Origin of the sequence: Streptomyces sp. NPDC058646, from assembly GCF_042716875.1 — a bacterium.
Lineage (GTDB): Bacteria > Actinomycetota > Actinomycetes > Streptomycetales > Streptomycetaceae > Streptomyces.
On the sequence record NZ_JBHXRK010000001.1, the window covers coordinates 416,204 to 430,944 of the forward strand.

The 14,741-nt window shown below is 74.7% G+C and carries 9 protein-coding genes and 1 pseudogene; 6 read left to right on the forward strand and 4 right to left on the reverse strand.

Translation table 11 applies throughout. The features are described 5' to 3' along the window. Window positions 1-6: 6 nt before the first annotated feature. The 6 genes and pseudogenes from ACFWUZ_RS01835 (at window position 7) to ACFWUZ_RS01860 (ending at window position 7,045) form a co-directional block, all read left to right on the forward strand. A complete protein-coding gene (locus ACFWUZ_RS01835; protein WP_384365394.1) occupies window positions 7-1,059 on the forward strand; it encodes a carbon-nitrogen hydrolase family protein in 1,053 nt (350 codons plus the stop codon). Beyond that, window positions 1,056-2,168, forward strand: a complete 1,113-nt coding sequence (locus ACFWUZ_RS01840; RefSeq protein ID WP_384365398.1) for a cupin domain-containing protein — start codon at window positions 1,056-1,058, stop codon at window positions 2,166-2,168. Before ACFWUZ_RS01835 ends, ACFWUZ_RS01840 begins: the two co-directional genes overlap by 4 nt. A 143-nt stretch (window positions 2,169-2,311) precedes the next feature. Next, window positions 2,312-3,220: a fumarylacetoacetate hydrolase family protein gene (locus ACFWUZ_RS01845; protein WP_384365401.1), complete on the forward strand. Its 909-nt coding sequence runs from the start codon at window positions 2,312-2,314 to the stop codon at window positions 3,218-3,220. Between the two features lie 83 nt (window positions 3,221-3,303). Continuing rightward, on the forward strand, window positions 3,304-4,029 hold the full coding sequence (locus ACFWUZ_RS01850; RefSeq protein WP_384366280.1) for an Asp/Glu racemase: 726 nt from the start codon (window positions 3,304-3,306) through the stop codon (window positions 4,027-4,029). A 198-nt stretch (window positions 4,030-4,227) separates the two neighbouring features. After that, window positions 4,228-5,754, forward strand: coding sequence for a hypothetical protein (locus ACFWUZ_RS01855; RefSeq protein WP_384365403.1), 1,527 nt, complete (start codon window positions 4,228-4,230; stop codon window positions 5,752-5,754). A gap of 468 nt (window positions 5,755-6,222) precedes the next feature. Beyond that, window positions 6,223-7,045 (forward strand): annotated as a pseudogene (locus ACFWUZ_RS01860) (crotonase/enoyl-CoA hydratase family protein). A gap of 24 nt (window positions 7,046-7,069) precedes the next feature. On the opposite strand, the gene ACFWUZ_RS01865 reads toward ACFWUZ_RS01860, so the two are convergent. The 4 genes from ACFWUZ_RS01865 to ACFWUZ_RS01880 all read right to left on the reverse strand — a co-directional run bounded on the left by ACFWUZ_RS01865 (window position 7,070) and on the right by ACFWUZ_RS01880 (window position 14,709). Next, window positions 7,070-7,867, reverse strand: a complete 798-nt coding sequence (locus ACFWUZ_RS01865) for a VOC family protein (RefSeq protein ID WP_384365405.1) — start codon at window positions 7,865-7,867, stop codon at window positions 7,070-7,072. Window positions 7,868-7,914: 47 nt separating this feature from the next. Next, complete coding sequence (locus tag ACFWUZ_RS01870) at window positions 7,915-8,661, reverse strand: hypothetical protein (protein WP_384365408.1); 747 nt, start codon at window positions 8,659-8,661, stop codon at window positions 7,915-7,917. Between the two features lie 76 nt (window positions 8,662-8,737). After that, the gene (locus ACFWUZ_RS01875) at window positions 8,738-13,132 is read right to left on the reverse strand and encodes an amino acid adenylation domain-containing protein (protein WP_384365411.1); all 4,395 of its coding nucleotides are present in this window, start codon (window positions 13,130-13,132) and stop codon (window positions 8,738-8,740) included. Beyond that, a complete protein-coding gene (locus ACFWUZ_RS01880) occupies window positions 13,129-14,709 on the reverse strand; it encodes an amino acid adenylation domain-containing protein (RefSeq protein ID WP_384365414.1) in 1,581 nt (526 codons plus the stop codon). Before ACFWUZ_RS01880 ends, ACFWUZ_RS01875 begins: the two co-directional genes overlap by 4 nt. Window positions 14,710-14,741 lie beyond the last annotated feature (32 nt).

The window sequence follows — 14,741 nt, forward strand, 5'->3', positions numbered from 1 at the left end:
GACCCGATGGAGAACCTGCCCCGCTTCACCGCGGCGGCCGTCCAGGCCGCCCCCGTCTACCTCGACCCCGGAGCCACCGTCGACAAGGCGGTCGCCCTCCTCGCGGAGGCCGCCGCGAACGGCGCCTCGCTCGTCGTCTTCCCCGAGGTGTTCGTCGCCGGATACCCCTACTGGAACTGGACGATGAACCCCGTCCAGGGCTCGCCCTGGTTCGAACGCCTCTACCGCGCGTCCGTCGACCTCCCCGGCCCGCACGTGGACGCCCTGCGCGCGGCGGCCCGCCAGTACGGCGTCGTCCTCGTCATCGGCGTCAACGAACGGGGACCGCACAGCCTCGGCGTCCTCCACAACACGCTGCTGACCATCGGCCCGGACGGGGAACTGCTCGGCGTCCACCGCAAACTCGTACCGACCTGGGCGGAGAAGCTCACCTGGACCGGGGGCGACGGCAGCTCCCTGAAGGTCCACTCCACGCCCGTCGGCCCGCTGGGAGCCCTCGCCTGCGGGGAGAACACGAACACCCTGGCCCGCTTCGCCCTCCTGGCCCAGGGCGAACTCGTCCACGCCTCCTGCTACATCTCCCTGCCCGTGGCCCCCGCGGACTACGACATGGCGGACGCCATCGCCGTACGCACCGCCGCACACAGCTTCGAGGGCAAGGTGTTCTCCGTCGTGTCCTGCTCGACGGTCTCCCCGGAGATCGTCGACGCCCTCGCCGGCGAGGACGAGGAACTGCGCGCGCAGTTCACCCGGCCCCGCAGCGCACTGTCCGGGATCTTCGGCCCCGACGGGCGGCCCGTCACCGAACCGCTGATCGACGACGAGGGCATCGTCTACGCCGAGATCGACCTGGGCCGGTGCATCCAGCCCAAGCAGATGCACGACATCGTCGGCCACTACAACCGCTTCGACGTCTTCCAGCTCCACGTCGACAACCGCCCCCGCACCCCGGTGACCTTCGCGACCGATCCGGCACACGCGACGCCACCCGCCCCCGCGCCCTTCACCGCACCACCCCTCACCGCCGACAGCACCGGCGGCACGAAGGAGGAAGCATGACCACCCGACAGGACGACAGCATGCTGGGCCGCGCCAGGGTCAGCGACACCCCCGAACTCACCGCCTACTACGAGGAGCTGGCCGAACACGAGGCCGGCGCCCTGTGGACCGTCGCCAACGACATCGAACCCTGGTACCCGCAGCCCCGGTCCGTGCCCGTCCTGTGGCGCTACGACGAACTGCGGCCCCTGGTCCACAAGGCGCTCGACCTCGTCGCGGCCGACGACGCGGGCCGCCGCGTGGTCATGCTCGTCAACCCCGGACGCAGGGACGTCAGCGCCGCCGCCGGACTCCTCTACACCGGCCTGCAGATCATGGGACCCGGCGAGGCCATGACCGCCCACCGCCACCAGGCGGCCGCGCTCAGGTTCGTCCACGAGGGCACCGGAGCCTGGACCGTCGTCGACGGACAGAAGCTGCAGGTGGGACCCGGCGACTTCGCCATCACCCCCAACGGGACCTGGCACGAGCACGGCAACGAATCCGACGACGCCCCCGTCATCTGGCAGGACGGGCTCGACATCCCGCTCGTCAACGCCCTGGACGCCGGCTTCTACGAGGTGCACCCCGACCTCCACCAGGTCCAGGGGAAGGTCGTCAACTCCTCCGTCCTCACCTACAGCGCGAACCTGCTGCCCTACGGGTCGCAGCGGTGGACCCGCCCCTACTCCCCGCTGCTCGCCTTCCCCTGGGAGCAGACCTACGAGGCCCTGCTGGGCCTCGCCGAGGCGACCGGGGGATCCCCGTACGACGGTGTGATCGCCGAGTACACCAACCCGCTCACCGGCGGCCCGGTCATGCCCACGATGGGCGCCCACATGCAGCTGCTGCGGCCGGGCCAGTCCACGCTCGCCCACCGCCACACCGGATCCGTCGTCTACACGGCGGCCAAGGGGCACGGCTACTCGGTCGTCGCGGGACAGCGCTTCGCATGGAAGAAGGGCGACATCTTCTGCGTGCCGTCCTGGGCCTGGCACGAGCACCACAACCTCGACCAGGGCGAGGACGCCTGCCTGTTCTCCTTCAACGACTTCCCGGTGATGAACTCCCTCGGCTTCCACCGCGAAGAGGCCTACCCCGACAACGGCGGGCAGCAGCCCACCGCCTGAACCGCGGCGCCGTACCGCACGCCGCCGGCCCTGACACCGGCAGCGGTACGGCGCCGCACCGCACCGCACCGCGAGCGGTACCACGATCCACCGGAAGCCTCCCCGACCCCGGACGCTTCCCCACCCACTCCCTTGGAGGACCGATGCGCCTGGTCACCTACACCCTCGACGACGGACCGCACGTCCTCGGCGCCCGGACCGACCCCGACCACGTCGTGGACCTTGCCGCGCTGGCCGCACACGCCGGCGTCGAACTCCCTCTCGACCTGCTGTCGTTCGTCCGGGCGGGCGCCCCGGCCCGGGACACCGCCGCGCGCCTGCTGGCCGCCGGCCCCTCCGGATGGCCGGCCGGCGCCGTCCACCGGATCGCCGAGGTGTCGCTGCGGGCCCCCCTGCGCCCCGGAAAGATCATCGGCGTCGGGCTGAACTACGTGGAGCACGTCGCCGAGTCCAGCCGCAGCCTCGACACCGACAAGGACCTCCCCCCGCGGCCCGTCCTCTTCAGCAAGCCGGCCACCGCCGTCACCGGCCCCGGGCAGCCCATCCTCCACAACGCCGACCTGACCACCCAGCTCGACTGGGAGTGCGAACTGGCCGTCGTCATCGGCCGCACCGCCTTCCGCGTGAGCGAGGAGGAGGCGTACGACCACGTCTTCGGCTACAGCATCGTCAACGACATCAGCGCACGCGACCAGCGCCGCTCCGGCCAGTGGTTCTTCTCCAAGGGCCAGGACTCCTACGCCCCCTTCGGCCCCGCCGTCGTCACCGCGGACGACGTGCCCGACCCGATGGACCTCGACCTCTCCCTGCGCGTCAACGGCGTGACCAAGCAGAAGTCGAACACCCGGCACATGCTCTTCCCCATCGCCCGCCTCATCGCCGACATCTCCTCCGGCGTCACCCTCGAACCCGGCGACGTCATCGCCACGGGATCACCCTCCGGAGTCGGTGCCGGCATGGTCCCCCCGGAGTTCCTCCACCCCGGCGACACGGTCGAAGCCACCGTCGAAGGCATCGGCACCCTGACCAACCCCGTGGTCGACGCCCGCTGACCACCCGCCCCCCGACCAGAGGACCCCTCGTGCCGCACCGCACCTACCGCATCGGCCAGATCGTGCCCAGCTCCAACGTCACCATGGAGACCGAGGTACCGGCCATCCTCCGGGCCCGCGAGACCATCGCGCCGGAACGCTTCACCTTCCACTCCAGCCGCATGCGCATGACCCACGTGACCCCGGAACAGCTCAAGGCCATGGACGCCGACTCCGACCGCTGCGCCGTCGAGCTCTCCGACGCCCGCGTGGACGTACTCGGCTACGCCTGCCTGGTCGCCATCATGAGCATGGGCCTCGGCTACCACCGCGCCTCCGAGGAACGCCTGCACACCCGTACGGTGGAGAACGGCGCCCCCGCCCCCGTCGTCACGAGCGCCGGCGCCCTGGTGCACGGCCTCGGCACGCTCGGCGCGAAGAAGATCGTCCTCATCGCCCCCTACATGCGCCCGCTCACCCGGACCGTCGTGGACTACCTCACCCACGAAGGCATCGAGGTCATCGACTACACCGCCCTGGAGATCCCCGACAACCTCGACGTCGCCGCACACGACCCGGCCCGCCTCCCCGGCCTCGCCCGCGCCCTGGACCACAGCGACGCGGACGCCGTCGTCCTCTCGGCCTGCGTGCAGATGCCCTCGCTGGGCGCCGTGGAGGAGGCCGAACAGCTGCTGGGCAAGCCCGTCGTCTCCGCGGCGGTCTGCACCGCCCACCAGATGCTGCGCGCCCTCGACCTCCCCGCGGTCGCCCCCGGAGCCGGCCACCTGCTGTCCGGCGCCTACGCGGACGCACCGTACGTCTCCCGGTGACCGCGCGACTGTCGCGGTCGCAGCGGACGGGGGCGGGCGGGCGCGGGGGTGAGGGTGTGGGGGCCTCACCCCCCCGGCGCCGGCCGCTTGCGCCGACTGCCGCGCCCGTGTGGTGGCCCCACGGCCCGGCAGGCACCGTGAAGGATGGTCGGGCGGGCCCTCCGTGCCGCCGGTGACATCCACGAGCGAGGCCTGGGCATGCAGGAACCGTGTGTGAGCGGCGAGCGGGACAGGAGCGGACTGCGGGCGCCGGTGCCGGCGCCGGCGCCCCGGGGCGGGACCGCGTGCCCGCTGCCCGTACTGGCCGCACCGGCCGCCGTCTGGACCCTGGCCCAGCTGCTCCTGGTCGTGCCCGGCCTCGGCCTGGGCTGGGACGAGACGGTGTACGTCAGCCAGGTCGCCGGGCACGCACCGGCCGCCTTCTTCAGCGCCCCGCGCGCACGCGGCATCACCTTCCTCGTGGCCCCGGTGGCAGCACTGACGGACTCGACCGCCGCCCTGCGCGTCTACCTGGCCGTGCTCTCCGGCTGCGGACTGTTCCTCGCCCTGGCCGTCTGGCGCCGACTGCTGCCCGGCCGCGTCCTGGTGGCCGCCGGTCTGCTGTTCGCCGGCCTGTGGGTCTCGCTGTTCTACGGCCCCCAGGCGATGCCCAACCTCTGGGTGGCGTTCGCGACCCTCGCAGCCGCCGGCTGCCTCCTGCGCGTCACCCGCGGCGACGGCGGAGGGGACCGCAGGGCGCTGGCGGGCCTGGGGGTGGCCGTCGCCGCCGTCGCGCTGATGCGCCCCGTGGACGCCGTGTGGCTCGTGCTCGCCCTCGCCGTCGCCGCGTTCCTCCTGCCCGGCGGGCGACGCCTCCTGGTGGTGGCCGTCCTCCTCGCGGGAGCGGCCGCGGGCGGCGCCGAGTGGGTCGTCGAAGCCGTGCTGCGCTACGGCGGACTGCCCGCGCGGCTGCACCGGGCCAGCGTGATCCAGGGTCACCTCGGCTGGTACTTCGCCGTCGACGACCACCTGCGCGCCCTCGGCGGCCGCACGCTCTGCCGGCCCTGCACCGAACCGTGGCGGCACAGGCCCACGGGGCTGTGGTTCCTCGCCCTGCCGCTGCTGGTGGCCGGCGGCCTGCGCAGGGCCTGGCACACCCCCGACCGCGCGCCGCTCTGCGTGGCCGTCTGGGTCGCCGCGGTGACGGCCGGGCCGTACCTGTTCACCGTGGGATACGCGGCGCCGCGGTTCCTGCTGCCGGCGTACCTCCTGCTGGCCCTGCCCACGGCGTACCTCCTCACCGGCCTGCCGCTGCGCGGGCGGGGCCGCCGAGCCGTCGGTGCCCTGCTGGCGGTGGCCCTGGCCGCCCACCTGGCGATCCAGTTCCGCGTGCTCCACTCCGTCACCGGCCGGGTCCGGGCGGACACCGCCGCCCTGAACCGCATCGCGGCGACCCTGCGGGCCCAGGGCGTCCGCCCGCCCTGCTTGGTCAGCGGGGACGAGGCGGTGCGGGTCGCCCACCGGACGGGCTGCTCCTCCCGGCAGCCCGGCGGGCACGACGCGAGCACCACCCCGGAGCAGCTCGCCGCGACGGCCCGCCGGATGCCGGTCGTCCTCCTGCGCTCCGGTTCCGCCCCACCCCCCGCCTTCGCCCGCACCTGGCCCGTCCACCCCCTGCCCACCCTGGGCGCACGCACCCACTACCGCGCCCACGTCTCCCTACCGGCCCGCCCGGGCCCGCCCTGAGGCGGAGCGAGGGCGGACCGGCGGAGAGAGCACTGCCCTGCACGCGGGTGGCTCGGCGCCGGCCCCGGCGGGCCGGTCCTGACCGCGATCGCCCTTCCCGCCACCGCCCCGGTACGGCGGCTCCGGGGCGGGGCCCCGCACCCGCCCGTGGCGCGGACCGCGCGGAGCAAAGGCCGGGGTGACGGGGCCGTCGCCGCCGGGCTCTGTGGCTGGTGGGGCCTCACCGGGCGAGGCCTGTGCACCGTCACCGCGGGGGGCGCGGTCGCGACGGTGGGCATGCTGCTCCAGTACCACCTGGTCGGCGGCCCGTTCTCCCGACCCGCAGGCTGCAGTCCGCCCACGTGGCGACCGCCGGCCTGCCCGGCGGTCCCGCTACGGACGGACCGCCGTGCTCTCGTGCCGCTGCCGTACGTCCTGCAGAGTGGTCGCACGCACGCACGCACACGCCCCCCGCATCCGACCGCCCCCATGGACCCAGGGAGTTCCGCCGTGGCCTCGACCTCCGTACCGTCAGGGACGACGCCCGCCGACCCGGCCGCCGTCCGGCTCGAACGCGACGGCCCGGTCCGTACGGTGGTCCTGAGCCGTCCCGGGGTCCGCAACGCGGTCGACGGCCCGACTCGCGGACGCCTTCCGGGCGTTCGAGGCGGACGAGGACGCGTCCGTGGCCGTGCTGTGGGGCGAGGGGGGTACGTTCTGCGCGGGCGCGGACCTCAAGGCCATCGGCACCGGCCGGGGCAATCAGGTGCTCGCCGAGGGCGACGGGCCGATGGGTCCCACCCGGATGCGCCTGACCAAACCGGTGATCGCCGCGGTCAGCGGCCACGCGGTGGCGGGCGGCCTCGAACTGGCCCTGTGGTGCGACCTGAGGGTGGCCGAGGAGGACGCGACGTTCGGCGTGTTCTGCCGCCGCTGGGGCGTGCCGCTGGTGGACGGCGGCACGGTGCGGCTGCCGCGCCTGATCGGCGAGAGCCGCGCGATGGACCTGATCCTCACCGGCCGCCCCGTGACCGCCGCCGAGGCGTACGCGATCGGCCTCGTCAACCGCCTCGTGCCGCCCGGGCAGGCCCGCCGGGCGGCGGAGCGGCTCGCCCACGAGATCGCGGGCTTCCCGCAGTCGTGCCTGCGCCACGACCGGCTCTCCGTACGGGAACAGCACGGCCTGGGAGAACGGGAGGCCCTGGACGCCGAGTACCGGCACGGGCTGGTCCCGCTCACGACGGGGGAGACGCAGGCCGGCGCCGACCGGTTCGCGGGCGGCGCAGGCCGCCACGGGTCCTTCAGCGGCTGAGCGGCACGCCCGGCATCCCGGGGCTCAGCGCCCGGCCGGGGCCAGTACCACGAAGTCCGCTCCGGCCGGATCGAGGCAGACGGCCAGCCGGCCGACGCCCTCGGCGTCCTCCGGCCCCATCTGCACGCGGCCACCGTTCCCGGTGACCTCGGCGACGGTGGCGTCGCAGTCGCTGACCGCGAAGACCGGGTGCCAGTACGGCCGTCCGTCCGTCAGGGCGAGGTGCTCCCCGGGCAGCTCCATGATGCCGCCGTGCATGCGCTCCTGCGGCAGACCGGCGGGGGTGACGAGGACGTACGTGCCCCCGCCGCCCGGCAGCTCCATGTCGCTGAACTGCCAGCCGAAGAGGCCGCCGTAGAACTCCTTCGCGGCAGCGGCATCGCTCGTGCACAGCTCCGTCCAGGACAGCGAGCCCGGTTCGTCCACCAGCTCGACACCGGTGTCCTTGCCCGGCTGCCACACGGCGAACTGGCCTCCCAGCGGGTCGCTGTACTGTGCCATCCGGCCCCACTCGTCGAGGTCCCTCGCCGCCACCCGCACCGTGCCCCCGGCGCGCTCGACGGCCTCGGTCGAGGCGTCGGCATCGGCGACGCCGAAGTAGATCATCCAGGCCGAGCGGGCTCCCTCCTCGGTGAGCTTGCCCAGTCCGGCGACGATCTTGCCGTCCTTCCGGAACATGCCGCCTTCCATGTCCTCGCCCTCGCCCATGGACGCGTAGTCCCACCCGAGCACGGCGCCGTAGAAGGCCGCGGCGGCCGGTACGTCGGGTGAACCGAGGTCGATCCAGCAGGGGGAGCCGGGCACGAAATCAGTGGTGATCATGGTCGTTCGTTCCCTTTCGCGCGGGACGCCGGCGGTGTCCGTCGCTACTACTGGAGCCGGGACAGGTCGACCGAGTCGGCGGGGGCGGGGGGAGTGGCCACGACGGGCTCGTCGAAGGCGGAGAAGGAGGCCTGCACCCGCTCACCGTCCGCTTCGGTGCCCCGCAGCCGCAGGAGGTACGGCTCGTCCTCGGTGGAGACCTCGAAGGTGCCCGACGTGTCGTCCGCCCGGCTGCTGACCGTGATGGCCGGACGGCCGTCGACGGTGGTGCGCGCCCCCTTGTCCAGCTGCTCGGCCGCCGGGGTCGAGGAGAACTCCTCCTTGAAGTGGTCGAGGTCGCAGAACTCGGCGAACTCGCGCAGGAGCAGGCTGCTCGTGGTGCCGTGCACGTAACGGCCGTTGATGAGAGCGATCGCGTCCTCGGCCGCGGCGCCCGGCACCTGGGACCGCAGGAGGTCGTCGTCGAGCTTGACCCACACGTCCTTGCCGCGCTTGATGATCTCGGCCGTGCCCGCGTCACCGGGTGGCGTGACGGCGCCGACGCAGGTGCCGCCGTCGTCGAACCGGAGGTCCAGGGCGGTGGTCCCCGCCGCGTCGTCCACCGTGGCCACGACGCGCATGGCCGTGAGCTCGGACATGGCCCGGCGGGAGGCGTCCGCGATGGCCTGGGCGCTCTTGTCGGCCAGACCGTTGTCGTCGGCGCGCGCCGTGGCCGCGCCGACACCCGCGCACACGAACAGAGCGACGGTCACGGCGGCCGTACGGCGGGCCGCTGCGGCCCGGCGTCCAGACATCGGGCACCACCTTCCGCCGGCCGCCCGCGGGCGGCATCGGGCGTCGCCGGACTCCGGCGCAGCCGGTCTCACCTGATCAGCGTAGGTCCGGGCCGTGGCCCGCGCAGCCCGGGCCGGCCCCGGTCGACCCCGGTCCCGCCGGGGGCTCCGGCAGCCACCGCGTACGGACGAAGCGGTCGAGGCAGAGGGCGAACGCAGCCGTGTCGTCCTGCGGGAGCACGACACCGGCCCCGGCCAGGGCGGCGTCGGCGGCGGAGCCGTCGATCCGCAGGCTGCCCTCCGAGCCGCCGCCGGTGAGTTCCGCGGCCAGTGTGCCGAGGAGCGGGAACGCCGCGTTGTCCGGGTCCCCGCCGATCCGGCGCATCCACTCCTGCGGCTCCACGTCCGCCAGTCGGTAGCCCCTGGCCCGCAGCCGCTGTACCGCGGTGTCCAGTCGCAGCAGCCGTCCGGCGGCCAGATGGAAGGTGCGGCCCGCCGCCCCGGGCCGCAGGGACAGCTCCACGACGGAGTCGGCGACGTAGTCCACGGGCACCAGGTCGAACGCCGTGTCCACGCCGGCCGGAGCGGCCTCGGCCTGGACGCAGCCCTTCAGCAGCAGCCACATGTAGTCCCGCGTCTGGCAGGCGCCCGTGCGGCTGTGCGCGCTGATCCGGGTCGGACGGTGCACGGTCACCGGCAGCGAGCGGGCCCGAGCGGCGTCGACGAGCCGTTCGGCCACCCACTTGCTCCGCGTGTAGCCGTGCTCCAGGGCTCCGAGCGGACCGGTCGGGTGCTCGGGGCCGAGGGGCAGGTCCGAAGGCCCGGCGAAGACGCCCACGGTGGACACGTGGTGCACCGGCACACTGCGGTGCCGTGCCGCCAGCCGCAGGATCCGCGCCGTGCCGTCCACCGTGGCCGCCTTGAGCTGCCGGTAGGGGGACACGAGGTTCACCGCCGCACCGACGTGGTACACGGAGTCCACCGTGCGCGCCAGCTCGTCGAACGCGGATCCGGACAGGCCCAGGCGGGGCGCGGCCAGATCACCGGGGACCACCCGGATCCTCCGTGCGCAGGCTTCGTCCCAGATCCCGTAGTCCTCCATGACGGAACGCAGCCGGGCGGCGGCGCGTGCCCGGTCCGGGCCGCGGACCAGGCAGTGCACCCGGGCCCGGGTGCGGTCCAGGAGGGCCCGGACGGTGAAGGCGCCGAGGAAGCCGGTCGCACCGGTCACCAGGACGTGCGCCGGATCCGCCGCCACCCGGACCGTGGCGGCGGCCGCGACGATGTCGGCGGGCAGCTCGGTGTCGGCACGCGGGTCGAAGACCGGGCCCCCGGTGTCGCGGTCGGCGAGCTCGGCGAGCCCGGCCACGGTCGGCGTCAGGGCCAGCGCACCGAGCGGGATCCGCACGCCCAGCTCCTCGTGGAGCCTCAGTACCAGGCGGGTGGCGAGCAGGGAGTGCCCGCCCAGACCGAAGAAGTCGTCGTGCACACCCACCCGGACGCCCCCGAGCAGGTCCTGCCACACCTCGGCGATGCGGCGCTCCGTGGGGGTCCGGGGAGCCAGGAACGGCCTGGACGGCTCCGCATCGTCCGCCCCGCCCGCCCCGGGCGGCGGCAGTGCGGCCCGGTCCAGCTTGCCGCTCGCCGTGAGCGGGAACCGTTCCAGCCGGACGCACACGGCGGGCACCATGTGGTCCGGGAGCCGCTGCGCCGCCGCACGGCGCAGCGCGTCCGGCTGCGGGACGTCGCCCGCTCCGGGCAGGTAGTAGGCGATCAGGCGGGTACCGCCCGCAGGGCCGTCGGTCCGGGCCACCACCACCGCGTCGGCCACTCCCGGCACGGCCCTGACCGCGGCGGCCACCTCCCCGGGCTCCACCCGGTGGCCGCGGACCTTGACCTGGTCGTCCCGGCGGCCGAGGAACTGGATCCGCCCGTCCGGCAGGTACCGGGCCATGTCTCCGGTGCGGTAGAGCACCCCGGCCGGGCGGAAGGGGTCCGGGACGAACTTCCGGGCGGTCAGCTCCGGGTCCCCCGGGTAACCGGAGGCCACCGCGCGGCCTCCGACACAGATCTCCCCGACCGTGCCCGCGGGGCAGAGCCGTTGCCGGCCGTCCAGCAGCAGCACCCGCGCCCCGGGCACGGGACGGCCGATGGGAGGCAGGTCGGGCCAGGCGGCCGGGTCGGGGCCCAGGCGTTCCGCGGTGACCACATGGGTCTCGGACGGACCGTACTGGTTCTCCAGTACCGCGTGCGGGGCCAGTGAACGGAAGAACTCCCGGAGCGCCGGGGTGGCGTGCAGCTGTTCCCCCGCGGTGACGACCTCCCGGAGGGTCGTGGCCGGACGACCGGTGGCACACGCGTAGTCGGCGAGCTGCTGGAGGGCGACGAACGGCAGGAACAGCCGCTCGATCCGTTCGGACGCCAGCAGGTCGAGGAGACGGGCCGGGTCACGCCGGGACTCCTCGTCGGCGACGACGAGGGTGCCGCCGGAGGCCCACGTGCTGAACAGCTCCTGGAAGGCGACGTCGAAGCCGGGCGACGCGAACTGCAGGGTCCGGGTGCCGGGACCCGCCAGGGAGCGGGCCCGCTGCCAGGCCAGCAGGCAGGCCAGGGACCGGTGCGGTACGGCCACCCCCTTGGGCAGGCCGGTGGAGCCGGAGGTGTGGACCAGATAGGCCAGGTCCTCGGGGGTCACGACGGGCGGACGGGCTCCGGGCGCTGCCGGGACGGCGTCCGGGGACACCGTCTCCACTCCCGGCGGCAGGAGCCGGGATGACTCCGGCCGGACCAGCGCGACCCGGATCCCGCTGCCGCCCGCCATGCGGGCGATCCGGTCGGCGGGGAGCGCGGGGTCGAGGGGCACACAGCCGCTGCCCGCCTTGAGGACGCCCAGCACCGCGACCGCCAGCTCCGGGCCGCGCGGCAGACATACGCCGACCGGGGCCCCGGCCGCGCCCCGCGCCATCAGGTACGCCGCCACCGCGTCCGCCGCCCGGTCCAGCTCGGCGTAGGTGAGGGTCCGGTCCCCGTGGACCACCGCCGGCACGCCGGGCGTACGTCGGGCCCGCGCGGCGAAGGCCTCGTGGGCGAGCGGCTGCGGGCCGTCCGCGGACGGCCCCCGCGACCAGGTGCCGAGGAGCAGCCGGCGCTCGCCGGCGGGCAGCACGTCCAGCTCCCGGACCGGCCGGCCGGGCCGGGCCGTGGCGTCGGCCAGCAGGGTCCGCAGCCGCTCCGCCAGGCGCCGGGCGGTAGCGCGGTCGAAGAGGTCGGTGGAGAACTCCAGGAACCCGCGGAACCCGCCCCCTTCGGGCACCAACCGCAGGAACACGTCGTACTTGGACGTTCCCGCGTGGAGGTACAGCCGTTCGGCGGTGATCCCGGGCAGGTCCAGTGCGGGCTCCGGGGCGTCGTCGAGCCCGAACACCACCTGGAAGAGCGGGAAGCGGCCCGGCGTGCGCTCCGTCCCCAGGGCGCGGACCAGGTGGGAGTGCGGGATGCCGCGGTGCCGCACGGCACCCCACACCTGTTCCTTGGCCCGGACGGCCAGCTCGGCGAAGGAGATCCCGGCCGGTGCCCGCAGACGCAGCGGGAGGACGTCGGCCAGGCAGGCGATCATCGGTTCGAGCACTTCCTCGTCGCGGCGGGAGACGGGGGTGCCGATCACCACGTCGTCCTGCCCGGAGAGCCGCGAGACCAGCGCGGCCAGTGCCGCGGCCAGGACGGAGAACGGTGTGCTCCGCGTCCTGCGGGCGAGGTCGCGGACACCGGCCCCGATCCCGGCGTCCAGGGTGAACCCGATCCGGTCGCCGCCGGTGCCGAGCACCGCGGGCCGCGGCCGGTCCGTGGGCAGGGCGGACTCCGCCGGGGCGTCGCGCAGCACCTCCCGCCAGTACGCCAGGGACTGTGCGCGGGTGCCCTCGTAGGCCCGGCGGCGTTCCCGGGCGTACGGCCCGAACTGGAGGGGAAGGGCCGGTATCCGCGGCTCCGTGCCGGCGAGGGCGGCCCGGTAGCGGGTGCTGAACTCGGCGTCCAGCAGGCTGAAGGACCAGCCGTCGATCACCGCGTGGTGGACCGCCACCACGAGCACGGCGTCGTCCTCGGCGAGCCGGAGCAGGCTCGCCCGCAGCAGGGGTGGGCGGTCCAGGGCCACCGGCCGGGTCGCCGCCGCCACCGCGGCCGCCCGCAGCTCCCGCGGCCGCACCCACCGGACGTCCAGGTCCACCCGGTCCGGGGGAGGCATCACGGTCTGCCGCGGCTCGCCCTCGACGAGGGCGAGGCGGCTGCGCAGGGCCTCGTGCCGGGCGACGATCCCGGTCAGTGCCCGCTGGACGGCGTCGGCGTCGACGCGGGCACCGCGCAGCCGGTGGGCCCACGATTCGAGGTACCGGGAAGTACCTTCCTGGAACTGGTCGTTGAGCCAGATCGACTCCTGTTCGAACGACATCGGGTGGTGGGGGGCCGGTATGCCGGCCGCATCGGGGGCGGGCGTCACGAGGCGGGCGCCTTCCGGGTCGGCGGGACGGGGGCCAGCGAGGCGAGCAGACTGCCGCGGTCGAGCTTGCCCGTCGCGGTGGTCGGCAGGGCGGCGCGGTGGTGGACGCCGTGGGGCACGAGGTGCGGGGGCAGGTGGTCGGCCAGGGCGCGGCGCACCGACGGGGGAGAGGGGGCGGCGACGGCGTCCGCCGTGTAGAACATGGCGAGCCGTTCGTGTCCGCCGTCCGGTGCGGGAACGGCCACCACGGCTGCTTCCCGCACACCGGGGATCAGGCGGGCGGCGCTCTCGATCTCGCCCGGTTCGATGCGGTGTCCGGAGATCTTGACCTGGAGGTCGGTGCGGCCGCGGAAGTGCAGTACGCCGTGCGCGTCCAGGAGACCGAGGTCCCCCGTGCGGTACAGGCGCACCGGGGCCCCGTCGAGGGCGAGGAGGGGGAAGGCGGCCCCCGTGGCGTCGGCGTCACCGAGGTAGCCGAGCGCCAGCCCGTCGCCGGACAGGCAGATCTCGCCCGTACGGCCCGGGGGCAGGACACGGTCCCCGTCCAGGATGTGCACCGAGGTGCCGGGCACCGGGACCCCCACGGGGATGCCTCCCGGTGCGGCGCAGTCCGCCGGCGTGACCCGGTGGGTGGTGGCGAACACGCAGTTCTCCACCGGCCCGTAACCGTTGACGAGGGCGGTCTCCGGATACCGGGCAAGGAAGCGGGCCACGTGCGCGGGGGAGAGCCGCTCGCCGCCGGTCAGGACCTGGCGCAGGCCGGCGAAGCAGGGCCGTCGCGGATCGTCCTCGTCGACGAGGAGGTTGAACAGTGAGGAGGTCAGCCAGGCGGTGTCCACCCCGGCCGTGCCGACGAGCTCGGCCAGGGTGTCGGGGAGCAGGTGGTCGGTGTCGGCGATCACCGAGGTGCCGCCCGTGGTCAGCGGGCCCCAGAGCTCGAGGCTGAACGCGTCCCAGGAGACCGGGGCGGCTTGCAGGACCACCCGGCCGGGCCCGAAGTCCGCCCATCCGGCGCCCCGGAAGAGGCGGGTGGTCGCCCGGTGTGGGGAGAGGACGCCCTTGGGAGCGCCGGAACTGCCGGAGGTGAAGAAGACGGTGGCCGCCCGGGAGCCGTCGGAGGACAGGGGGGCCGGCCCGGAAGGTGAGGCGGGCGGCGGAGCGCCGAGGCGCCGCGCGGCCTGCTCCTGGGGTTCCTCCGGAACGGTCCAGCAGGGCGGGTTCCCCGGGGCTCCGTGCTCGGCCACCATGACCGGCGACCGCAGCGCGGCCGTGATCCGGAGGATCCGTTCCGGCGGCCACCGGGGGTCCAGGGCGGCGTACGCGGCACCGCACTTGAGCACGGCGAGCAGTACGGCCACCAGCCGCGTGGAGCGGGGCAGCAGCACGGGGACGATGGTTCCGGGTCCCGCACCCGCCGCACGCAGGGAGCGGGCGTGGACCTCCGCGGCGGCGTCGAGGGTGGCGTAGTCGACGTACTCGCCCCGGTGGACGACCGCGACGGCGTCGGGGCGCGAGCGGGCGTGTCCGGCGACCGCTTCGTGGATGAGCCACGGGCCGGCGGGGACGGAGTGGTGCATGGACGGGCTCCTGGAGGCCGGTGGGAGGGGCC